The sequence below is a fragment of the Flavobacterium sp. LS1P28 genome (genome assembly GCF_003970335.1).
Classification (GTDB): Bacteria; Bacteroidota; Bacteroidia; order Flavobacteriales; family Flavobacteriaceae; genus Flavobacterium.
The window spans coordinates 1-23,224 of sequence record NZ_RYDI01000004.1 but is presented as its reverse complement, the minus strand read 5'-3'; the positions used below and the strand labels follow the sequence as shown (position 1 = coordinate 23,224).

At 36.0% G+C, this 23,224-nt stretch carries 16 protein-coding genes; 4 read left to right on the top strand and 12 right to left on the bottom strand.

The features are described from left to right. Positions 1-55 precede the first annotated feature (55 nt). The 4 genes from EKL97_RS04890 (at position 56) to can (ending at position 3,427) form a co-directional block, all read left to right on the top strand. Positions 56-535, top strand: coding sequence for a Dps family protein (locus EKL97_RS04890; protein WP_126460653.1), 480 nt, complete (start codon positions 56-58; stop codon positions 533-535). Between the two features lie 135 nt (positions 536-670). Then, the gene (locus EKL97_RS04885; protein ID WP_231507420.1) at positions 671-946 is read left to right on the top strand and encodes a hypothetical protein; all 276 of its coding nucleotides are present in this window, start codon (positions 671-673) and stop codon (positions 944-946) included. Positions 947-1,036: 90 nt separating this feature from the next. Further along, positions 1,037-2,677, top strand: coding sequence for a SulP family inorganic anion transporter (locus EKL97_RS04880; RefSeq protein ID WP_126568319.1), 1,641 nt, complete (start codon positions 1,037-1,039; stop codon positions 2,675-2,677). A 114-nt stretch (positions 2,678-2,791) separates the two neighbouring features. Then, a complete protein-coding gene (gene can / locus EKL97_RS04875; RefSeq protein ID WP_126561731.1) occupies positions 2,792-3,427 on the top strand; it encodes a carbonate dehydratase in 636 nt (211 codons plus the stop codon). Positions 3,428-3,472: 45 nt separating this feature from the next. On the opposite strand, the gene EKL97_RS04870 is transcribed toward can, so the two are convergent. The 12 genes from EKL97_RS04870 to EKL97_RS04815 form a co-directional block, all read right to left on the bottom strand. Beyond that, positions 3,473-4,672: an LETM1-related biofilm-associated protein gene (locus EKL97_RS04870; protein ID WP_126460662.1), complete on the bottom strand. Its 1,200-nt coding sequence runs from the start codon at positions 4,670-4,672 to the stop codon at positions 3,473-3,475. Positions 4,673-4,892: 220 nt separating this feature from the next. After that, entirely contained in the window at positions 4,893-5,552 is a 660-nt protein-coding gene (locus EKL97_RS04865) for a superoxide dismutase (protein ID WP_233588554.1), read from the bottom strand. A gap of 401 nt (positions 5,553-5,953) precedes the next feature. Beyond that, on the bottom strand, positions 5,954-9,238 hold the full coding sequence (locus EKL97_RS04860; RefSeq protein ID WP_126568315.1) for an amidohydrolase family protein: 3,285 nt from the start codon (positions 9,236-9,238) through the stop codon (positions 5,954-5,956). Positions 9,239-9,390: 152 nt separating this feature from the next. Continuing rightward, entirely contained in the window at positions 9,391-11,196 is a 1,806-nt protein-coding gene (locus EKL97_RS04855) for an acyl-CoA dehydrogenase family protein (RefSeq protein ID WP_126568314.1), read from the bottom strand. 147 nt (positions 11,197-11,343) lie between these two features. Then, complete coding sequence (locus EKL97_RS04850) at positions 11,344-12,525, bottom strand: thiolase family protein (RefSeq protein WP_126460675.1); 1,182 nt, start codon at positions 12,523-12,525, stop codon at positions 11,344-11,346. Positions 12,526-12,616: 91 nt separating this feature from the next. Beyond that, positions 12,617-15,007, bottom strand: a complete 2,391-nt coding sequence (locus EKL97_RS04845; RefSeq protein ID WP_126568312.1) for a 3-hydroxyacyl-CoA dehydrogenase/enoyl-CoA hydratase family protein — start codon at positions 15,005-15,007, stop codon at positions 12,617-12,619. Positions 15,008-15,050: 43 nt separating this feature from the next. Then, positions 15,051-15,560, bottom strand: coding sequence for a MarR family winged helix-turn-helix transcriptional regulator (locus EKL97_RS04840; RefSeq protein WP_231507419.1), 510 nt, complete (start codon positions 15,558-15,560; stop codon positions 15,051-15,053). Positions 15,561-15,963: 403 nt separating this feature from the next. After that, positions 15,964-17,016: a proline iminopeptidase-family hydrolase gene (locus EKL97_RS04835; protein WP_126515481.1), complete on the bottom strand. Its 1,053-nt coding sequence runs from the start codon at positions 17,014-17,016 to the stop codon at positions 15,964-15,966. A gap of 5 nt (positions 17,017-17,021) precedes the next feature. Then, a complete protein-coding gene (locus EKL97_RS04830) occupies positions 17,022-18,797 on the bottom strand; it encodes an AMP-dependent synthetase/ligase (protein ID WP_126460681.1) in 1,776 nt (591 codons plus the stop codon). A gap of 749 nt (positions 18,798-19,546) precedes the next feature. Beyond that, positions 19,547-20,317, bottom strand: coding sequence for a dienelactone hydrolase family protein (locus EKL97_RS04825; RefSeq protein ID WP_126561736.1), 771 nt, complete (start codon positions 20,315-20,317; stop codon positions 19,547-19,549). Positions 20,318-20,428: 111 nt separating this feature from the next. Next, the gene (locus EKL97_RS04820) at positions 20,429-22,522 is read right to left on the bottom strand and encodes a penicillin acylase family protein (RefSeq protein WP_233588551.1); all 2,094 of its coding nucleotides are present in this window, start codon (positions 22,520-22,522) and stop codon (positions 20,429-20,431) included. A gap of 124 nt (positions 22,523-22,646) precedes the next feature. Further along, positions 22,647-23,099 (bottom strand): Lrp/AsnC family transcriptional regulator, encoded by a 453-nt coding sequence (locus EKL97_RS04815; protein ID WP_126454003.1) that lies wholly within the window; start codon positions 23,097-23,099, stop codon positions 22,647-22,649. Positions 23,100-23,224 lie beyond the last annotated feature (125 nt).

Below are 23,224 nucleotides of genomic sequence, written 5' to 3'. Positions count from 1 at the left end.
TTAATCTTACACTAAATTTGTCATATAACGGAAATAAATATAAAACAACATTAAAATGAAAACAAATATTTTAGGTTTACCGGTAAAAGAGTCAGAATTAATAGCAACTGAACTAAATGTTTTGTTAGCTAATTTTCAAGTATATTATCAAAATTTAAGAGGAATTCATTGGAATATTAGAGGAAAGCGTTTTTTTGATTTGCATGTAAAATTTGAGCAATTATACACGGATTCTCAAATAAAAATTGATTTAATTGCTGAAAGAGTTCTCACTGTTGGTGGAACGCCGCTCCATACGTTTGAAGACTATATAAAAAACAATCAATTAGTAGTTGGTAAAAATATTTCAAATGATGAAAAAGCAGTACATTTAATTGTTACATCACTATCTCATTTATTAAAGATTGAAAGAGTAATTCTTGACAAATCGGCACAAATCAATGATGAAGGTACAAATGCGATGATGAGTGATTTCATTTCAGAACAAGAAAAGACAATCTGGATGATGCAGGCCTGGCTTGAAGAAAGTTTGTAACACTTAAAATTCAAAAAAAAACCAGATAAAAATGATGCATTTTTATCTGGTTTTTTTTTGAATTTTATTTTTTTTAAAATAAATAAAAACTGTTACTTTTATTATAAACTAAATTCTATTTTTGCGACAATGAAAATGATATCTAAAATATTTTTAATTCTATTTTTAGCTTTCCTTGTCACCCCAACTATTGTTGCGGTGATTGAGAAAAGTTCAGATATCTCTGTTTTCTATAGTTTTTCTGAAGAGGAACACGTTCACAAAGAAATTAAAGTATTATTTAGTTCTGAATCTTCTTTGGAAATAATTATTGCAACAAAATTATCTTCTAGTGCTATTCTTTCTGAAAATTTATCAAAGCATGATAATATTACCTCTTCTATATTTATACTACCACCCAACCAAGTTTAAGACAGTGTTGGTTTTAGTGTTTCTTAAATCAATTTTCACATACTTTCAACGTGAAAACAGCTCTTTGTATTCAATCTTTAGTTTGGTATTATGACAAGAAAAATTAATCTTTTTGCTACCCTTAAATCTGATTTTGCATCAGGATTAGTGGTTTTTTTAGTAGCTTTGCCCTTGTGTTTGGGTATTGCAATGGCTTCGGGTGCTCCATTATTTTCAGGAATTATTTCAGGAATTGTTGGAGGAATTGTCGTTGGGTATTTAAGTACATCACACATCAGTGTTTCAGGCCCTGCAGCAGGTCTTACCGCAATTGTTCTTACCGCAATAACGGATTTAGGTGCATTTGATGTTTTTTTGACGGCTGTTTTTATAGCAGGTCTAATACAATTAGTTCTAGGATTTCTTAAAGCAGGAAGTATATCTAATTATTTTCCAACAAATGTCATCGAAGGAATGCTGGCCGGTATTGGAATTATAATTATTTTAAAACAATTGCCTCATGCCTTTGGATACGATAGCGATTTTGAAGGCGATTTAGCTTTTATGCAAAAGGACGGAGGTAATACATTTTCAACCTTATTAAATATTTTTGATTATATTCAGGTTGGATCTATAATTATCACTTTAATCTCTGTAGCGGTATTGATTTCCTGGAATAAAGTCCCTTTTTTGAAGGATTTAAAATTAGTTCCTGGTGCATTGGTTGCTGTAGTTTTAGGTGTTGTTTTGAATGAGATTTTCATCAGAACAGGAAGTCCGTGGGCTATTACTAACGAGCATTTAGTTTCTTTACCGGTTCCTACCAGTCTGGAGGAATTTAAGACGATTATAGTTACTCCCAATTTTTCTGGGATTTCGAATCCAAAAGTTTGGATAGTAGCCTTTACTATTGCAATAGTCGCTTCGATAGAAACGTTATTGAGTATTGAAGCAGCAGACCGAATGGATATTCAAAGACGTTATACGCACACTAATATGGAATTGAAAGCACAAGGTGTTGGAAATGTGATAAGCTCACTTCTAGGAGGTCTTCCCTTGACCTCGGTAATTGTGCGTACCTCAGCAAATTCTAATTCAGGTGCTAAATCAAAGATGTCTACTATAATTCATGGGGTACTATTATTAGTGAGTGTACTTGTAATTCCTGTTATCCTGAATAAAATTCCATTGGCTACATTAGCCGCAATTTTAATTTTGGTTGGTTACAAGTTAGCTAAACCAGCCACTTTCAAACATTTTTTGGAAAAAGGGAAATATCAATTTGTTCCTTTTATTGCGACTCTATTAGCAGTTGTTTTTACGGATTTATTAAAAGGGGTGGCATTAGGAATTGTCATCAGTATTATTTTTGTTTTAAAAGGAAACCTGAAAAGAGCTTACAGTTTTAGAAAAGAAGAATATGAAGATGGTGATGTTATCCACATTGATTTGGCGCAAGAAGTTTCTTTTTTGAACAAAGCAGCCATCAAATATACTTTAAACGAGATTCCTGAAAATTCTAAAGTGATAATTGATGCCAAAGACACCGTGTATATAGCGCATGACATTTTAGATTTGATATATGAATTCAAAACAACAAGAGCTATAGATCATAATATAAAAGTCAAACTCAAAGGATTTAAAAAAGCCTATGATTTAGAAAATACTCAAGAAACCAAAAACCATGTAACTATTGAGCATTATTATGATGCAGCAAAAAGGGTAATGGTTAAACGAGAGGTGCCTGACTAAGAATTCACTAAAAATAAAAATTAATTTCGCACTAATAAATTTAAAAATGAGTCCTTTACAAAGCATTAATTTGTCACTAAGTAAGGATATAAACAAAATAAGTACACAACGATTATGAGTGATTTTTATAAAAAAATACTGGAAAATAATGAAAAATGGGTAGAAACATCTTTGGCTTCTGATCCTAATTATTTTGAAGACCTGGCCAAAGGGCAAACACCACCCTTATTATGGATAGGCTGTTCTGACAGCAGGGTTCCTGCAAATGAAATTATAGGAGCTAAACCAGGCGAAGTTTTTGTTCATAGAAATATTGCTAATATGGTGGTTCATTCAGATATGAATATGTTAAGTGTACTGGATTACGCAGTAAATGTATTGAAAGTAAAACATGTACTGGTATGCGGACATTATGGTTGCGGCGGTGTCAAAGCAGCTATGGGTAATGATTCTATTGGCATCATTGACAACTGGATTCGTCACATAAAAGATGTCTATCGTTTGCACAGTGCCTACTTAGATTCTATTTTAGATGAAACAGAGCGATTTAACACTTTTGTAGAATTGAATGTTAAAGAACAAGTTTATGATTTGGCTAAAACTTCAATTGTTCAGGCAGCATGGCGAAATGGTCAGGACTTAACCTTACACGGATGGGCTTATGGTCTTAATTCCGGTTTTGTAACGGATTTAGAGGTGAATATCAGTTCCGAAAAAGATTTGGATGAAGTCTATCAGTTGAAATTTTAATCCCCAAAATTTGTAATAAATAAAAGCCGCTTTTAGCGGCTTTTATTATTCGTCATCAAGATTTTCGTTAAAAGCGGAGGGTAGTAGTTGAGGTATAAATTTAATTAAAATAGGCAGCAATAAGCTACCGCCAGGAAGAAGGAATATAGTCAACGACGGAATGGTTTTGCAAATTTCCAGTAATTGTTTCTTGACTTTTTTCTTCTCTTTCTCGTCTAAATCCCTGCGAGTAGAGTAGGCTAATAGTACCATTAACTCCTTACTTTGTGCGATTTCCTTAGACAATCTGTTCTTATTACGACTAATCAGTGTGACCACACTTTGAGTCGTTTGGGCATAAAAATGTTTTACTGGATTTGAATAATTAAAATAAGGAATTTCCTTTTTATGTTTCGTAATAAAGGCATTCGTATTGCGGATACTTTCATCCGAAAAACCATCCGGGATCGAAACCGTTTTAGCCAGTGAATGCAAAAAATAAGCTTCATTATCTTCAATTTCTCCATCACTCCATAAAGCCATTCCTGCAAGATCTATCAAATAGTATTTTTCTAAGTCATTTGAAAAATAATCTAGTTCAAGTGTCTCTAAGCTTTGTACTGATACCTTAGAGAATTTACTGTAGCGAATAGAAGCTTCAAAAAGCTTGATTAATAAATCATCGTATTGAGATTTTTTTGTTTTAATTTTTAAAGCAAGTGTGACCACATTTACAATAGTTTCCTCGATCTTTTTTAAATACTTTTCCGGAATTTCACCATGAATTAAGTATTGGCGAAAGGCCAAGACATCAATAAACAGTAAGGCATTAGTTACTAGGTGAGAAAAATTTTTACTGATGATGCTATCATTTGTTTGAACACGCTCATCAATTATTTTTTCTAAAGTTAAAGCAGGAGAATTCTTTGGCAGTATTTTTTTAAATAGGTTAAAGCCTTGAGGATTCATTTGATTGTAAAAAGTAACGGCTTGTTTAATGAAATTATCAGGGCTGATATTTTCATTTGTTAAACAAAAAACTGCATGCAAAGTATTTAAAAGTGCGACTTTTGAAATCTCTTCTTTGAACCAACCCTTAGTTTCAATAGGTGCTACAGTTTCAAATGCAATGATATGGCCATATATAAAACCTGTTTCTCTAACTTTTTGATAAAATATATCGGTAGTTTTTGAAACCGTTTCTTTTGAAAACTTTTGTTCAATAAAAAATTTATCTATCCAACCTGATGCTGAAGGGTTAATCATTGCTTTAATTTGAAGGTACAAAGCTATACTTTTTTTCGTAATTTTAACTTCTGTTTTTTAGTTTAACACAGATATTACTTTTAATTAGTATTGGTTTTTTTAATTTTGAACAGTACGGATTTCTAACGAATAATTATTAAAAAATGAAGTCTCAGAGGCCCCTTTTTTTTAAATAAAAAACCCGGAATCCTACTTTTTAATTCAGGGTTTTTATTGTTTTTTAAGAATTAAATAAGTTTTCGGCGGCATCCCAATCAACTACATTCCAAAAAGAGTTTATATAATCAGCTCTTCGGTTTTGATTTTTAAGATAATACGCATGTTCCCAGACATCTAAAGCTAAAACGGGTTTTCCTTTAAGTCCCTTCCCTCGTAATCGCATCAAAGGATTGTCTTGGTTTGCCGTAGAACCTATTACTAATTTTCCGTCTTGCACCACTAACCAGGCCCAACCGGAACCAAATCTTTTCATAGATGCATCACTAAATTGTTTCTTGAATTCATCAAAAGAACCAAAAGTTGTGGTTATGGCTGCTGCCAATTTGCCTTTTGGAATACCACCACCATTAGGTTTCATTAAACTCCAAAACAAGCTGTGATTGTAATGTCCGCCTCCGTTATTCCGAATGGCTTCTGGGAATTTAGACATTTTTTCAAAGATATTTTCTAAAGATTTTGAATAATCAATTAAGTTTTTATCCAAAGTATCAATGGCTTTATTCAAATTTGTCACATAAGCTTGGTGGTGTTTGCTGTAGTGAATTTCCATTGTAGCTTTATCAATATGAGGCTCTAATTCATTATAGCTATAACCTAATTTAGGAAGACTGTAGGTTCCAGGAGTATCTGTGACAGCTGCTTCGTAGGGTAGATCGTCAATTTGCAGTACTGGTTGGGCAGCAAATGCAGCATTGAATAAACCAGATCCAATAATTGTACCTGTAGACAATAGGGCCGTTTTTTTTAAAAAATTTCTTCGTGTATTATTATTTTCCATAATTTATTTGTTAGTCTTAAATAGGGATTAAATATTTGTATAAAAATAATCATTAATAGACCGACTTGGGTTAATAAAGACTTAAAATTTGATTTGTTTTACCTACAATGATATTTTGAATATCTATTTTTTTACGGAAATTATATAAATTTCATTTTGAATTGGCATATCCTGAAATTAACAAGTATTTAAAAATGAAGTAATTAGTTGCTTTTTTAACAAGTTGAATTTAAACAAAAAAACCATTCGTTTTGCGAATGGTTTTTTTAGTTTAAAATTAATTCTTAGTTGTGGCTAAAGCCAGAACTACAACATTGTTGATGCATAAAGCTATTGGACTCCTCATGCCATGGGAAATTAGCATTGTATGCGTTGTTTTCCCAATAAAAATTTTCTCTTTTTTTAGGTTCGTTACCTATTTCATTCATTGTTTCGGATTCGTACATTCGGCCATTTGCGATGGTATACAATAACGTATTGGAGTTTTGGATATTTTCTAATGGGTTTTTATCCAAAACTAAAATGTCAGCCAATTTTCCGGTTTCTAATGAACCAATGTCTTTTCCGGCTCCGATATAATTGGCTGCATTAATGGTGGCTGTTTTCAAACTTTCTAAATTGCTCATTCCACCTTGCTGTATACTCCATAATTCCCAGTGTGCTCCCATTCCTTGCAACTGTCCGTGTGCTCCCATATTGACTTTTACGCCATTGTCAGCAAGCGTTTTTACGGTTTTAGACGTAAGAATATGATCGTTTTCATAATCTTCATCAGGAGCCATCATGCGGTATCTCGAGCGGGAATCAATTACGGCCCTTGGGGTGAATTGGAGTAGTTTTTTGTTTTCCCAAACATTTGTTTTTTGATACCAATAATATTCGGCATTCAATCCGCCATAATTTACGATTAGGGTAGGAGTATATCCTACTTTACTTGTACCCCAAAGTTCGAGTACATCTTTATAAACGGGTGCCACCGGTATATTATGCTCCACTCCGGTATGACCGTCAATCACCATGGTCATGTTAGTAAAGAAGGTCGAGCCGCCTTCTGGTACCACATTAATTTCTTCTTCTCTGGCCGCTTGCAATACCTGTTGACGTTGGTCACGTCTTGGTTGATTATAGCTTTTTACAGAAAGTGCTCCAAAAACTTTGGTCCGTTTTACTGCAAAACGAGCGTCATCAATAGTATTGACAATTGCTTTAAAGTCTCCTTCAGCACCGTACAAAATAAATCCGGTTGAATATATTCGGGGTCCTACAATGGCACCACTTTTTACCATTTCCGAAAGGGTAAAAATAGATTCCGTGTTAGAAGACGGATCATGCGATGTCGTTACTCCAAAGGCTAAATTTGCATAGAAAGGCCAATTTTGTTGGGTGGTTAATCCATAACGAAAAGCACCTACATGGGCATGAGCATCTACCATTCCGGGCATAATAGTTTTACCAGTCAGGTCATAAACCATAGCCGTTTCAGGAATACGAATGTCACTTGCATTACCAATGGCCTCAATACGATTTTCATTGATTATTATACTACCGTTTTCAATCACTTTGTCGCCGTCCATAGTGATGATACGAGCATTCGTCAGGGCAATTCTGCCTTTTGGTTTATCAACTTTTGATTTTAAATCTATTTTAATACCTATATCAGATGGTTTTTCAACTTTTTCAGGTGAATCCGGTAAAAAAGTAAATCTGTTTTTTACGGCATTCGAAAAATAAGTATTGCCTAACATCCACATCACGTTTTTGCTATTGGGTGACCAATGTAAATTAATTCCAGCCTCTTTTGACAATTCTGACACAGGTACATTCGTAGTTTTTTCGTCCAAATCTACTTCTTGGCCGTTGATGTTTAATGGAGCCACATAAGCTTTGTGTAAATGGGTGAAAGCGATCCACTGATTGTCTGGACTTGGCACCAATCGGTTAGCATATTTGGATTTAATATGGGTGCGTTCTTCTTTTCCGTTAAGGTCAACACTTTTGAGTTCTTTGGTTAAATCCCCAAAAAAGACTCCCCCAGTTTGGAAGAAAATACGATTTCCTTCTTTAGTAAACACAGGATATTCTCCTTTTGAGGTAATAAATTTTGATTTGCCACCTGTAACATTCATGGTGTAAATCCCTGGTTTTTTTGAAAAAGCAAAACCTTGATCCATATTTCCGCCTTCCTTGACGTAGACAATTGTTTTTTGGTCAGGAGAGAGACTTGGTGTTCTGTAAATTCCTTTTTCAGAGGTTAATTTAACAGATTTTTTACTTTCTAAATTAATTTTTCTGATAGCGCCTAAATTTGTGTCGTTCCAACTAACATAGATTATCTCTTTACCATTAGCGGTAAAAGTAGGTTCTGCTTCAAAATCAGTATCTGTAGTCAATCGTTTTGGACTTCCATTAGGCAAGCTTTTAGTCCATAAATATCCTAAAGCTCTAAAGACTACTGTTTTTCCATCGGGAGCGGTTACAGCATCACGGATCATTTTTACTGTAAAGTCATTGTCAGTTATTGGAGTATCAGAATGTACCCGATCTGCAATGTCAATAGCGACATCGGCTGTGAAAGGAATCTGTGTTACCTGATTTGTTTTTGTATTTATTTTTTGAATTTTACCTCCGGTCCAAATTATAATGTCTTCATTGTTTGGCATCCAATTGAAATTAGGATACACACCAAACAAAGCCCAAGCGGCTTGTTGATCTTTGTTAAGTTTATCATAAACGGGACCTTCTTCACCTGTTTCTAAATTATGAACATACAAAACCGTTGCGGTACGCACTCGTTTTACATACGCTAACAGTTTACCATCTCTTGAAATTTGTGGTCGAGCGGCGCCTCCCGGACCACCCGTAATTTTTTCTGTTTCTCCCGTTTCAAAATCATAGCGATTGATAGCATAGATTTCACTGTTAGGATCTTTATTGTATTTGAAATAACCACCGGGAGAAACGTCTTCACTGTAATACATGTATTTGCCATCAGGAGAAATTACAGGTTCGTTAACATCTTGCTGGTCGTTTTTTCGTTTGGTCAATTGTACGCCACTACCACCGCTAATGTGGTATTGCCACATTTCACCAGCGCCAAGAGAACGGCTTGATGTAAAGTGTTTTCTTGCTACCAGATAATTGCCGTTAGGCATCCAAGTCGCATTGTTCAGTAGTTGAAAATTTTCCTTAGTGATTTGTTTCACTTCACTTCCATCGGCTTTCATGAACCAAATATTATCGCCACCACCAGCATCGCTAGTGAACGAAATGTGTTTTCCGTCAGGGCTGAATCTGGGTTGTACTTCAAAAGGAATACCGGAACGAAGTATTTTTGCTGTTCCGCCTGTTATAGGCATTTGGTAAATATCTCCCAAGAGATCAAAAACGATAGTTTTCCCGTCTGGACTCACATCGAGGTTCATCCAAGTTCCTTCGGATGTGGTAAATTTATGGGCCTTGTAATTGAATTCTTTTCCAGGTTTTGCGACATCCCATTTCGGCTTTTCCTGTCCATAAATGGTGGAAATAAAAGAAAATGCGAGTAGAAATAAGCTTGTTTTTTTATTCATTAAAAAGAAATTAAATAGTGATAGAGGATAAATATAGGTAATAAAATGAAGTAGTTTGTATTTCTATTTATATCTTATTGCTATAAAAGCAAAAAACCACCCGCAGTTGCGAGTGGTTTTTGTATCAATTAAAGCAGTATTTTTTTTTGTAATTAAAAACAATATTCATTTTCAGCTACTAATTTAACCGTTATTGTTTCTCTTAATCCTACAACATTTGGCATATTTGTATATTTAGTAAAACGACGTAGTCCCATCAACATCATACGTTGTTCATCGCCTTCAGCAAAGGAAATAACACTTTCTTTTCCTTTTTGAGTAACAATATCTACGGCTTTATACAAGTATAATTTGGCCATTGCAATTTGCTCTTGTACTTTAGTTTCTCCTTCTTTTTTGGCTAACTTCTCCGTTCTAAGGATTGTGCTTTCAGCCATATAGATTTCGATTAAAATATCTGAGGCGGCCATCAATAATTGTTGGTGTGCATCTAAATCTGGACCATGTTTTTGAACCGCTCCACCAGCAACCATTAAGAATGCTTTTTTCAATTTGCCAATCATTTCTTTTTCTTCTGCAAACAATTCAGAATAATCAGGGGTTTCAAAAGAAGGAATTCCCATTAATTCTTCTTGTACTTTTGATGCAGGTCCAAGTAAATCAACGTGACCTTTCATCGCTTTTTTAATCAGCATCCCTACTGAAAGCATTCTGTTGATTTCGTTAGTTCCTTCGTAAATACGGGCAATTCTGGCATCTCTCCAAGCACTTTCCATCGGAGTGTCCTCAGAGAATCCCATTCCGCCAAAAATTTGAATTCCTTCATCAGCACAATTTTGTACATCTTCAGAAACGGCTACTTTAAGGATTGAACATTCAATAGCATATTCTTCAACGCCTTTCAATTCTGCTTCCTGATGTGAAACTCCTTCGGCTTCACGAGCTATAATTCTGTCTTCAATATCTTTTGCAGCGCGGTAGGAAGCGCTTTCTCCAGCGTAACAACTTGTAGCCATTTCTGCTAGTTTTGCACGGATAGCACCAAACTGAGAAATTGCAGTATTGAACTGGATTCTTTCATTAGCATATTTCACTGAACCTGAAATAACTCTGCGCTGTGCATCCAAACAAGCAGCTGCTAATTTGATGCGACCTACATTCAAAGCGTTCATGGCAATTTTGAAACCGTTTCCTCTTTCGGACAACATGTTTTCTACAGGAACTTTTGTTTCATTAAAGAAAACCTGACGCGTAGAGGAAGCACGTATTCCTAATTTATGCTCTTCTTCGCCCATTGATATTCCGTTATCAGCGGTGTTTTCTAGGATAAAACCAGTGATATTTTTATCATCACCAATACGGGCAAAAACGATAAACAATGAACAAAATCCAGCGTTTGAAATCCACATTTTTTGTCCTGTGATTTTGTAATGTGTACCATCTTCTGATAAAACAGCTTTTGTTTTTCCAGAATTAGCATCAGATCCTGCGCCTGGCTCTGTCAAACAATAGGCTCCAAACCATTCGCCAGAAGCTAATTTTGGAACGTATTTTTGTTTTTGTTCTTCTGTTCCGTACAAAGTTATTGGCATAGTCCCAATTCCGGTATGTGCTCCAAAAGCAGTTGAGAATGAACCTGTTGCTCCCGAAATATAATCACAAACCAACATTGTTGATACAAATCCCATTCCTAATCCACCATAAGCTTCAGGTACAGCAACTCCTAAAAGTCCCAAGTCCCCAGCTTTTTTCATGGTTTCTTGTGTATACGCATAATCCTTTTTCTCAAAACGATCTTTGTGTGCCCACAATTCTTTATCTACAAATTCTTTTACAGAGTCACGCATCATTAATTGCTCTTCTGAAAAATCTTCTGGTGTAAAGATATCTTCGCACTTTGTTTGTTTAACTAAAAACTGACCGCCACGGGTTACGTTTTTTTCAATTGTATCTGCCATTTCTTGTTATTTTAAATGATGAATTTTATTTATAAATTGAATTGTCAATATTGTCATTCCAAACAAGGAGGAATCTCAGTAGCTAATTCTGCATTAATAGTAAAGATTCCTTCTTTGTCGGAATGACAAACGGATGGAAATCTTTGACTACAAAAGTTCGTAAACCCCAGCAGTTCCTTGTCCAGTTCCCACACACATACTCACAATTCCGTATTTGTTGCCTCTTTTTTTCATTTCGTCGAAGAGTTGAACAGACAGTTTTGCTCCGGTACAGCCCAGTGGATGTCCCATTGCAATTGCTCCACCGTTGACGTTTACGATATCAGGATTCAATCCTAATTCACGAATTACGGCTAACGATTGTGATGCAAAAGCTTCGTTTAATTCAATTAAATCAACATCATTTAATGTTAATCCTGCTTGTTTCAATGCTTTTGGAATCGCTTTTACCGGGCCAATTCCCATTAATCTTGGTTCTACTCCTGCCGAAGCGAAGTTCACCAAACGAGCAATAGGAGTAAGGTTCAATTCCTTAACCATTTCTTCGCTCATGATTAGAACAAAAGCGGCTCCGTCACTCATTTGAGAAGAATTCCCGGCAGTTACACTTCCGCCTTCTTCAAAAACAGGACGTAAACCAGCCAAAGCTTCTACTGAAGTTCCAGCTCTCGGGCCTTCATCTTTATTTACGATATAGGATTTGGTTTCTTTTTTACCATTTTCATTGATAAATGTTTGTTCTACCGTAATAGGAACAATTTGTTTGTCAAATTTGCCTTCGGCTTGTGCTTTAAGAGCTTTCAGGTGTGAGTTGTAAGCAAACTCATCTTGGTCTGCACGAGACACATTGAATTGTTTGGCAACAGCTTCTGCAGTTAGCCCCATTCCCCAATAGTAATCTTCGTTCCCCGCTTTTGCAACAGCATAATCCGGAGTTGGTTTGTACCCTCCCATTGGAATAAAACTCATGCTCTCGGCACCACCGGCAATAATACAATCTGCCATTCCCGATTGAATTTTGGCTGTAGCCATACCAATTGTTTCTAATCCTGACGCGCAATAACGGTTTACGGTTACACCTGGTACATCTTCAATTTTCAATCCCATTAAGGAAATTAATCGTCCCACGTTTAGTCCTTGTTCTGCTTCTGGCATGGCATTTCCTACCATCACGTCATCGATACGTTTTTTGTCAAAATCAGGCAACTCATTCATCATAAACTGAATGGTTTCTGCTGCCAATTCATCAGGACGTTTAAATCTAAACACGCCTTTTGGGGCTTTCCCCACGGCTGTTCTGTATGCTTTTACTATATAGGCTGTTTTCATTTTTTTTTTTTAAGAGTTGAGAATATAGAGAATAAATAATAGACTTTAAATTTTGTTTTTAATCTATATTCTATTCTCCTTGTTCTATTTTCTAATTGCGTAACGGTTTTCCTTTGGTTAACATAAACTGGATTCTTTCTAATGTTTTTCTTTCTGTACAAAGAGATAAGAATGCTTCACGTTCCAGATCCAATAAATATTGTTCGGTTACTAAAGTTGGTTCTGATAAATCTCCACCAGCCATAACATAAGCTAGTTTGTTAGCGATTTTCTTGTCGTGTTCCGAGATGTATTTTCCGGCTTCCATTTGGTCTGTTCCTACTAAGAACATTCCCAAAGCTTGTTTTCCAAGAACTTTTACGTCGCTTCTGCGAATTGGTTGTGTGTAACCTGCTTCTGCCATTAATAAAGCGTGTTTCTTTGCTTCAGCAATCTGACGGTCTTTATTCACAACGATGATATCTTTTCCGTGTTGTAAAAGTCCGGTATCAAAAGCTTCGTAACCTGAAGTAGATACTTTTGCCATAGCGATCGTCAAGAAATATTCTTGCAATACGTTCAACTCCACATCATTTTTATGGAATAAATCTGCAGCACGTAATGCCATCTCTTTAGATCCGCCACCGCCAGGAATAACTCCAACGCCAAATTCTACTAATCCCATATACGTTTCGGCTGCAGCAACAACTTTATCAGCGTGTAAGCTCATTTCGCAACCACCGCCAAAAGTCATTCCGTGTGGCGCAACCACAACTGGAATTCCGGAGTAGCGCACGCGCATCATTGTGTCTTGGAACATTTTGATGGCCATATTCAGCTCGTCGTATTCTTGCTCGACGGCCATCATGAAAATCATTCCTATGTTAGCACCCACAGAGAAATTCGCTGCCTGATTTCCAATAACCAATCCTTGATATTCTTTTTCAGATAAGTCAATCGCTTTGTTGATCGCCTGTAAAACATCGCCACCAATCGTATTCATTTTAGACTGGAATTCTAAGTTCAAAATTCCATCTCCTAAATCTTGAATAATAGCGCCGCTATTGCTCCACACTTTTTTGCTTTCGCGTATGTTGTTCAGGATAATAAAGGCATCCTGACCAGGAACCTTAGTTGCAGATTTTGTTGGAATATCATAAAAATAAGTAGCACCTTCTTTTATTGAATAGAAACTTTTAGTTCCATTAACAAGCATATCAGTTACCCAAGCAGCTGGTTCAAGGCCTTCCGCTTTCATCATTTCGATTCCTTTGGCAACACCAATGGCGTCCCAAATTTCGAAAGGACCATTTTCCCATCCAAAACCGGCTTTCATGGCATCGTCAATCTTGTATAATTCATCTGAAATTTCAGGAATTCTGTTGGAAACGTAAGCAAACATTCCCGCAAAACTTTTACGGTAAAATTCGCCTGCTTTATCTTTTCCTTTTACCAAAACTTTAAAACGGTCAATAGGTTTATCAATCGTTTTTGTCAGTTCTAAAGTGGCGAAAGACGCTCTTTTAGCCGGACGATATTCTAAAGTATCTAAATCCAATGATAAAATATCCTTGTCTACTTTTTTATAAAAACCTTGACCAGTTTTGCTTCCCAACCATTTGTTCTCCATCATTTTGTTGACAAAATCCGGCAATTTAAACAAATCGTGTTGCTCGTCATTCGGACAATTTTCGTAGATTCCGTTGGCAACGTGCACCAAAGTATCCAATCCAACTACGTCAACAGTTCTGAAAGTAGCTGATTTTGGTCTTCCAATAACTGGACCGGTCAATTTATCCACTTCTTCAATCGTCAATCCCATTTCTTTAACTAAATGAAACAAACTTTGAATCCCATAAATCCCGATTCGGTTTCCAATAAACGCTGGAGTATCTTTGGCCACGACCGAAGTTTTACCCAAGAATTTGGATCCATAATCCGTAAGAAAATCCAAAACTTCCGATGCTGTGTGCGGGCCAGGAATGATTTCGAATAATTTCAAATAACGCGCAGGGTTAAAAAAGTGTGTCCCGCAGAAATGCTTTTGGAAATCGTCGCTTCGTCCTTCACTCATAAAGTGAATTGGAATTCCAGATGTGTTTGAAGTTACTAGAGTTCCCGGTTTTCTGAATTTTTCAATTTGTTCAAAAACCATTTTCTTGATGTCTAACCGTTCTACAACAACTTCAATAATCCAATCCACAGTAGCGATTTTCGCCATGTCATCTGTGGTATTTCCAGTAGTAATTCTGCTGGCAAATTTTGGATTGTAAATAGGAGAGGGTTTCGATTTCAGGGAATTGGCCAAATGCTCATTTACCAATCGGTTTCTAACGATTTTGCTTTCTAAAGTCAGTCCTTTTTTAGCTTCCGCTTCGGTAAGTTCTCTTGGAACAATATCTAATAACAGAACTTCAACTCCAATGTTAGCAAAATGACAAGCAATTCCTGAACCCATAATTCCGGATCCAATCACTGCAACTTTTTTAATTGTGCGTTTCATATAAATAATATTTGATTTTCATTAGAAAATGACAGCGCTATTTTTATTGAAGGATTTCAATTTTGGCGGTGTCATTCGCTGTTTTTTCAGTTTGTTCCGCCAGTTCGCTGGCGCTCGTGTGCGTAAATATATTTTTCTCTTGAATTAATTCATTGATGGCTTCTGCAACTTCAATAAAGTGCTGCAGTTTCTCTTCCGAAATAGTTTGTTTCACCGTTTCATTGAATTTCAACACCGTATTTTTTGACAATTCTCTTTTTTCTTTACCAAAATCCGTGAGGTAAATCAATACTCCACGGCCATCCACTGGATTTTTCTTGCGAATAATCAAGCCTTTTTCCTCCATAGATTTAAGGGTTCTGGTTAAGCTGGTAGCTTCCATTCCCATTTTTGGTCCTAATGAGGTCGATGGCGTCCCACCTTCCTTATCAATACTCAATAATGCGAACCCAGTAGCCATGCTCGCATCGTATTTCGAAGCTTCTTCATTATACATTCTGGCCACTGCTTGCCAGGTGGCACGTAAAATATAATCTATCGTTTTATCTTTCATAAGTAACTATATCGTTTTCAAATATAATAAAAAATACTATGCACGCATAATATATTAAAACATTTTTTTGTTAAAAAGCATTAAATATAAAAAATCTCCACTGAAATAGAGGAGATTATACTCTTTTTTTAAGAGTAATTAATTTTTTGGTCGTATCCCTGCGTAAAAACTCCGGGTCGGGCTGTACGTTGTATCCACGCTAAAAAGCGTGGGATGCCACTTCCATCCCTTACGCAAATCCTGCTGAGGAGAATGATTGGGGATTTTAATTTAATTGTTGGGATTATGGATTTACGTAATAAGTAGTTTACTATCGTTAAATTTGATTTTTGAGTTTATTGTTCTCGACTAAAAACCAAAAAACCACGAAAATCAATTCGTGGTTTTTTATAGTATCTTTTATTTAACCCTTCTTAAACTCCCCTTTATCCACATCTTTCAAGAACTTAATCACACCCGGAAAATAGGTTTTTGGGTCATCGTATTGTGAAAGGTGACTTCCGTTAGGACAAAACAAGAAACGTCCGTTTTGGACTTCGTTAGCAATCCATTTCATGTGTTCGGGATCCATAGTATCGTATTTAGAACCAATACTCAAGGTTGGAACAGTAAGGGTTTTTAGTCTGGCTTTGACATCCCAATTTTTAAGGGAGGCATTTCCAGTGATGCCAAATTCACTGTGGCCTTGCATAAAAACATATACATTAGGATTAATGTGCTTGAAACATCTGTTGATGGATTCTGGCCATTTTTCGAGTGGCATTCTCAAAATATGTTCCGTGTAGTAATGTTTGAACAGTAATTCGCTGTATTTTGGATTATCAAAATCATTATTTTTTTCGATATCCTGTAATTGCTTTAGGATTTTAGAATCCATTTGCGGTGCCAGAACGTCTTTTGCGTAAGCGTTATATTCCTGAGCACTCGCCATCATATTTGAGATAATTAATCCTTTCAGGTTTTTTTGGTATTTCAAAGCGTATTCCATTGCTAGGATTCCGCCCCAAGATTGTCCCATCAGGTAAAAATTAGAACTGTCCAAGCCTAATGCGATTCGCACTTGCTCGACTTCCTCCACAAAACGTTCATTGGTCCACAAACTGTTGTCGTTGGGTTGGTCGCTGTAATACGAGCCTAACTGATCGTAATAAATGTATTCAATGCTTTCGTTGGGAAAATACCCGTCAAAGGCCTCGTATAATTCATGGGTCAAACCTGGGCCGCCGTGCAGCAACAACACCTTTATTTTAGGATTATTGCCCACTCGTTTGGTCCAGACTTTAAACGTGCCTTTTGGCGTATGAATCGGAATCATTTTGATGCCGCCTGTGAGTTGGTCGTCCCGTTTGGAGAAATCTAAATAATTTGCTTTTATGGAATCTTCCTTTGGTTTTTCCTGACAATTAGAAAAAAAGAACACACTGACAACGGAGTAAATCAAGACTTTTAGTTTCATAACGGCTAGTTGTAGATTTTATGGAATAAATCAATGTATTTTTCCATTACTATTTTTCGTTTTAGTTTCAGGGTTGGCGTAAGCTGTCCACCTTCCACAGACCATAAATCCGGCGTTAGCTCAAAACGTTTTATCTTCTCCCAATTTCCAAATTTTTCGTTCAGATTGTCAATTTCCAATTGGATTCTTTCGATTACTTTTTCGTTGGCAATTATTTCTTCATTGCTTTTTCCTATGTTGATTCCGTGGATAACGGCCCATTCTTTGATGAAATCAAAACTCGGCTGAATAAAGGCAGCCGGCATTTTTTGACCGTCACCAATAACCATAATTTGTTCAATGAAACGCGATTGTTTCATCGTATTTTCGATTAATTGTGGGGCAATATATTTACCACCTGAGGTTTTGAACATTTCTTTCTTACGATCCGTGATTTTTAAGAATCCGTCTTCGTCAAAAATTCCAATATCACCAGTGTGAAAATAGCCGTCAGTTATTACTTCATTGGTCAATTTCTCATCTTTGTAATAGCCCATCATTACGTTTGGTCCTTTACAAAGGATTTCGCCGTCTTCAGCAATTAATACTTCCACATTATCAATTACTTTACCCACCGTTCCCACTCTGAAACCACCATTTCTAATATCATTTACAGAGATTACCGGAGAGGTCTCGGTCAATCCGTAGCCTTCCATAACTGGGATTTCGGCAGCGGCAAAAATGCGGGCTAGTCTTGGTTGCAAAGCAGCGCTTCCGGAAACCATTAAATCGAGGTTTCCACCCAAACCTTCCTTCCATTTACTAAAAATCAGTTTGCGGGCAATTTTGAGTTGTAATTCATACCAAAAACCATTTTTGCCATACGGCTCATAGATTAAACCTAAGTCAATCGCCCAAAAAAATAGTTTCTTTTTGACACCGGTTAACTCAGTTCCTTTAGCGTATATTTTATCGTATACTTTCTCTAAAAGTCTCGGAACGGCAGTAATTACTGTTGGTCTTACTTCTTTTAGATTGTCACTAATTTTATCAATTGATTCGCCAAAATATACTGAAACTCCGTAATATTGGTATAAATACAAAATCATTCTTTCAAAAATATGGCAAATAGGAAGGAAGCTTAAAGCACGGCTTTTTCCGGCTTCAAACGGAATTCTCGAAGCACTGTCTAAAACATTCGATACAATATTTTTATGAGAAAGCATGACTCCTTTTGGTCTTCCCGTTGTTCCGGAAGTATAGATTATTGTGGCTAAATCTTCAGTTTTTACGTTATTTTTGCGTTGTTCCACTTCGTTTTGGTTTCCGTTGTCTACGCCAAGAATCAGTAATTCATTCCAGTTGGTGCAACCTTCTATTTCGTTGAAGGAATATACTTCTTTGAGTGTAGGAACTTTATGTTTGATGAGGTTTACTTTTCGAAGCACTTCGGCATCCGATACGAAACAGTACATAGAACCGGAATGGTTCAGAATATATTCGTAATCTTCTTCTGAAATGGTAGGATAAATGGGAACGGTTTGTGCGCCGGTTTGCAACACACCAATATCCATAATATTCCATTCGGTTCTGTTATTAGAAGAGATGATAGCAATTTTATCGTCTTTTTGAACACCCATTCGGAGTAGTGCTCTCGAAACGGCATTGGCTTTAGCGATATATTCCTGTGTAGATGTTTTGATCCAAACTCCATTTTGCTTTGTTGTTAAAGCATCCGGAATGGAATTGTATTTTTCTTGCTGATAATAAGGGAAATCAAAAAGGCGGGTGATATTTGTCATTATAGAAAATATTGGATTTGATTGCAAATTAAAAAAAAAATAAGGATAAATTTTAAAAATTAGAAATTATATCGCAAAATTATGAAAGGATTGTTACTATTTAACGAAATCGTTTTCATGAAGTAAAATTTTAGTGTAGGATTATAATAAAAAAGCGTGTACGGCCGTGCGAGATTTTCCGGCTTCGTACCCTTTTCAATGTGCCGTTAAACTTTAGTGCCTAGTCACTAATGTGAACTATAAAGTTTTTGTAACGCAGTTATATAATCTATTCTGTAAAAAATCTTAAAGAAATTTTTAACGATCCGCATTATAAATATTATAATTTGTGTCTTAATTTAAGTATGTACTCGTTGCAAACGAGCACCAAAGAACATGGATAAACGAGCGCCAGTGAGGAAAAGCGTTCACTAGATCATTAGTATTTACAGAGAATCGTTGGCGCAGTTTTGAAAACCGTATCAATTCCAATTAGCCACTAAAATAAATCTAATAAAACCAATTCTAATTCATTTTCTAATCCGGTCTTCGGTTTTTAGGGCTTTATTCTTAGCAGACATTTTTTGTTTTAAAAACAGCAAAAAGCCCTGAATTGCTCATAGTTTTTTGCATTGTTTGCTCTCTGTTGTGGGCACAGTTTGTAAAACTGCGCTAACGATTGTGGTATATTAGCGCGGTCAGGTACATTTTAATTTATAAAATTAACAAAAAATTGGAACGTATACTTTTTTTGAAAAAAAAATTCTAAATTATTTTAAAACTTCTTTTAAGAAAGAATTCATGCGCTCCCAAGAACGTATAGCAGCTTTTTCGTTATACGCTGCTCCTTTTGAATTATCATTACCAGCTTCAATTTCAGTAAAGGCATGTACGGAATTTGCATAATAAATCATTTCCCATTCTGCTTTTGTATCTCTCATTTCTTGTTGAAAGGACGATACTTCCGTTGCTGGCACATAGGTGTCGTCAGCACCATGTAAAACCAGGATTTCAGCCGTGATTGGATTATTTACCCTTGCGGCATCATGTCCTAAACCTCCGTGAAAAGAAACTGCACCTTGAATTTTCATTCCCGCTCTTGCGGCTTCCAGTGCTCCTGTTCCGCCAAAACAATAGCCTATTACTACGATATTGGCAGGATTTGCGCCTGCTTTTACTAATTGGTCTAAAGCAAGTTGAATGCGTCTTTGATAATCAGCTACATTTTTTTTGTAAAAACCAGCTTGCTTTCCGGCTTCTTGTGTGGTTACGGGATAATTCCCTTGGCCATAAATATCTGCTACAAATGCATAATAGCCCATGCTTGAAAGTCTCTCAGCAGATTGTTTTGAATGTGTATCGATTCCTTTCCAAGCGGGAAGGATTAGAATTCCGGGTTTTGTTTTGCTTCCTTTTTTAGGTGCAATAGACAAGCCATTTAATTGTTGGTTTCCATCCGTGTATTTGACGGATTTTAATTGTGCAAATGTGTCATTGGAAAACAAAAAGAATCCTAAAAAGGCAAAGAAAATATTTTTCATATTAGATATTTTTATTTTTACAAATGTCTCAATCAATTTATCCTAAAACTAAGACTTTGATTTTTTAATTGATGATGTAATTTTTAATTCTTATGGCGTACAGACAAGCGATTACTCGCCGGGATGATATGTTTTTTCGGCATTTTTCTGGACATCCTCTTTATAAAATAATACGTCTTTGAATTGTCCTTTTCGGTACATTTCAGCTTGATCGTAAAAATGTTTCGATTTTGAATCACCGCTATTTCCTCCCGCAAGTAACGATTTGGCTTTTATTTTTGGTCCAAATTCCACCGCACACACAAAACTATTTCCGTTAAATCCGTAGCGTTTTTTGGTATCTTTTTGATAATTGCTTTTAAAAGCAGGTAAACTTCCCCAAAGCGCTGGTCCATAACTAATAGGTAAACTTTCCAAAGCATCACTATAAACCAGATTTATGTCGCCTGATGTTCTCTGGAAACGATTGATTTCGCCCCAAGGAATTTGCCAAGTACCAAATTTTATTTTCAATTCGTTTATCACCATTTGCAATTGTGGAATCAGTTGATCTGGAAACGCATTTTTAGCAAAATCACGGGTATTTTCTACTTGGTCCTTTTGGCCCTGATCAATATATACTTTTTGAATAATGGGGTTTAATTTATAAGCCCATTCCACAGCTAAGGTGGTAGCCACAGAATTTTCCCGGGCGTAATAATCCCAGTTTTTCAATAAGGTTATCGGTTCTGACAGTTCTGTATAAAGCGGATCTTCGGGACTGATGTTTTTCTCAAAACTGGAAATTAAGGATGGAATTAACACTTCGAGGGCCGTTAGTTTCGTGTCGTAACCGTCAGCAATCACTTTGTCTAGTGTATATTTATTGCCTTTGTTCAATAATCGTACAGCATTTAATCCTCTGAAACTTTCTCCGTCTGGAGCCATATAAGGCAAGTAATTTTCTTCTTTTGGACTATAATCTCCTGCCACGGTATATGGTGTAGAATTACAGTTTTGTAACCAGCCGTTTATAGGATTATAAGAATGTACTGTTTCTGAAACTTCATGTAATCCTTTCCATTGTGTAGCCGGTGTCGTACCGTCCATTACTTTTGACCAATTTAGGTTTTTGTCCCGAATGGGAACAAAATTCCCATGCCAGTAGGCAATGTTTCCTTCTTTATCGGCATAAACAGTATTGTTTGAGGTATTGGCTTTCAAATCCATTGCAGTTTTGTAGTCTTCAAAACTTTTTGATTTTGTTCGTATCCAACTTTGTTCCAGACTTTTCATCGAACGGTTATTGGATTTTAAGCTAATCCATTTCCCGTCTCTTTTGGCCATGATTGGACCGTGATTGGTATAATAAGTATTGAATGTTTTAGGAATCAATTTTCCATTTTCCAGATACTTGATGGTTATTTTTTTCTCGACAACCGGAACTAATTTGGTATCGTATTCGTAAAATAGTTTGTTGTTTTTGGTCACGATTTTCTCGGCATACATATCCGCAACATCAACACTTGAGGTGGTATGCATCCAGCCACAGTTTTCGTTAAATCCTTGGTAAATAAAAAATTGTCCCCAAGTAACGGCTCCATACGCATTCAGCCCTTCTTGACTGCTCATCTGTATTTCTGGCCTGAAATAAAAAGTGGTATGCGGATTAATGTATAAAATGGCATTCCCAGACGCTGTTTTTGAAGGTGCAATTGCAAATCCGTTAGAACCCGTTTGTACGTCTTTTTCTCGTTCTATATAGGCTACTTTATCGGTGTTTCCCGAATAAAAAGCTTTCAATTCTCCAGTAGAAAGATCAGCTGTGCTTATGGCTCCAATACTTCCGTCAGTCCAAAGCAATGGAAACCAAGGCTCAAAATGAGTTAATAAAGCGGGTTTTACTTCGGGGTGATTGTATAGATAAAAGTTGATCCCGTCCGCATAACTGTTTAATAATTTTTTCAACCAAGGCGCTGCTTTTTTATAATCGTTTTTAGCATCTTCGGTATCGATTAAAAGTTTAATTTCTAAATCATTGTACAAAACGGACTGTCCTTTGATTTCGGAAAGACGACCCAGTTTTTCAATGTAATTCATTTCTACCCGTTTGAAATCGTCTTCACATTGTGCGTACAGCATTCCAAAAACGGCATCTGCATCCGTTTTGCCATACACATGCGCAATTCCCCAATTGTCTCTGATAATAGTGACTTGTTGCGACATTTTTTTTAGTCTTTCTAGTTCTTGGTTTGATATCTTTTGTGAAAACAGGGAGCAACTAAAACAAAAAATTAAAACTGCAAGGGGTAAATGGTTCTTGAAATACGTCATTATTATTGAATTTTAATTAGAGACTTACGTTTCGTTTAAATGCACACCCCAGTTCGATTATGGAATCTGTTTTGGCAATACCCGGAATAGTGTCTATTTTTTCATACAGAACTTTACGCATGTGCTCATGATTTTTGGCAATTATTTTTATATAAAGGGTAAAAGATCCGGTGATATAATAGCATTCCGTTATTTCTGGAATGTTTTTCAGTTCCTCAATAATCCGGTCAGAATCTTGGTCTTTATTCAAGGTAATTCCTGTGAATGATCCCCAATCATATCCAATTTTCTTTTCATTGATGACCGGTTTTATTCCGATAAGTATTCCTTGTTCTGTTAATCTGTTCATGCGCTGATGCACCATTGTATTTGATATTTTTAGATTGGCTGCAATAGCAGAATACGCCATTCTTCCATCTTTCTCTAATTCTTTGATAATGTTGATATCAAACTCGTCTAATATATCCATGTTGGTTTACTTATAAATGATGCTTTTTGTGTTTGTATAAAAGTACTTATGCGAATCAAGGGTTGAAAAAAAAGTATAAAAAAGAAAGAAATATCTTTCAAAAAATTAGTTTAATAAGCTGATAA

Bases quoted from the DNA above. Each gene is read 5' to 3' on its own strand.
- EKL97_RS04890 (WP_126460653.1), top strand. From the start codon at position 56: ATGAAAACAAATATTTTAGGTTTACCGGTAAAAGAGTCAGAATTAATA.
- EKL97_RS04885 (WP_231507420.1), top strand. From the start codon at position 671: ATGATATCTAAAATATTTTTAATTCTATTTTTAGCTTTCCTTGTCACC.
- EKL97_RS04880 (WP_126568319.1), top strand. From the start codon at position 1,037: ATGACAAGAAAAATTAATCTTTTTGCTACCCTTAAATCTGATTTTGCA.
- can (WP_126561731.1), top strand. From the start codon at position 2,792: ATGAGTGATTTTTATAAAAAAATACTGGAAAATAATGAAAAATGGGTA.
- EKL97_RS04870 (WP_126460662.1), bottom strand. From the start codon at position 4,672: ATGATTAACCCTTCAGCATCAGGTTGGATAGATAAATTTTTTATTGAA.
- EKL97_RS04860 (WP_126568315.1), bottom strand. From the start codon at position 9,238: ATGAATAAAAAAACAAGCTTATTTCTACTCGCATTTTCTTTTATTTCC.
- EKL97_RS04855 (WP_126568314.1), bottom strand. From the start codon at position 11,196: ATGGCAGATACAATTGAAAAAAACGTAACCCGTGGCGGTCAGTTTTTA.
- EKL97_RS04850 (WP_126460675.1), bottom strand. From the start codon at position 12,525: ATGAAAACAGCCTATATAGTAAAAGCATACAGAACAGCCGTGGGGAAA.
- EKL97_RS04845 (WP_126568312.1), bottom strand. From the start codon at position 15,007: ATGAAACGCACAATTAAAAAAGTTGCAGTGATTGGATCCGGAATTATG.
- EKL97_RS04840 (WP_231507419.1), bottom strand. From the start codon at position 15,560: ATGAAAGATAAAACGATAGATTATATTTTACGTGCCACCTGGCAAGCA.
- EKL97_RS04835 (WP_126515481.1), bottom strand. From the start codon at position 17,016: ATGAAACTAAAAGTCTTGATTTACTCCGTTGTCAGTGTGTTCTTTTTT.
- EKL97_RS04830 (WP_126460681.1), bottom strand. From the start codon at position 18,797: ATGACAAATATCACCCGCCTTTTTGATTTCCCTTATTATCAGCAAGAA.
- EKL97_RS04825 (WP_126561736.1), bottom strand. From the start codon at position 20,317: ATGAAAAATATTTTCTTTGCCTTTTTAGGATTCTTTTTGTTTTCCAAT.
- EKL97_RS04820 (WP_233588551.1), bottom strand. From the start codon at position 22,522: ATGTCGCAACAAGTCACTATTATCAGAGACAATTGGGGAATTGCGCAT.
- EKL97_RS04815 (WP_126454003.1), bottom strand. From the start codon at position 23,099: ATGGATATATTAGACGAGTTTGATATCAACATTATCAAAGAATTAGAG.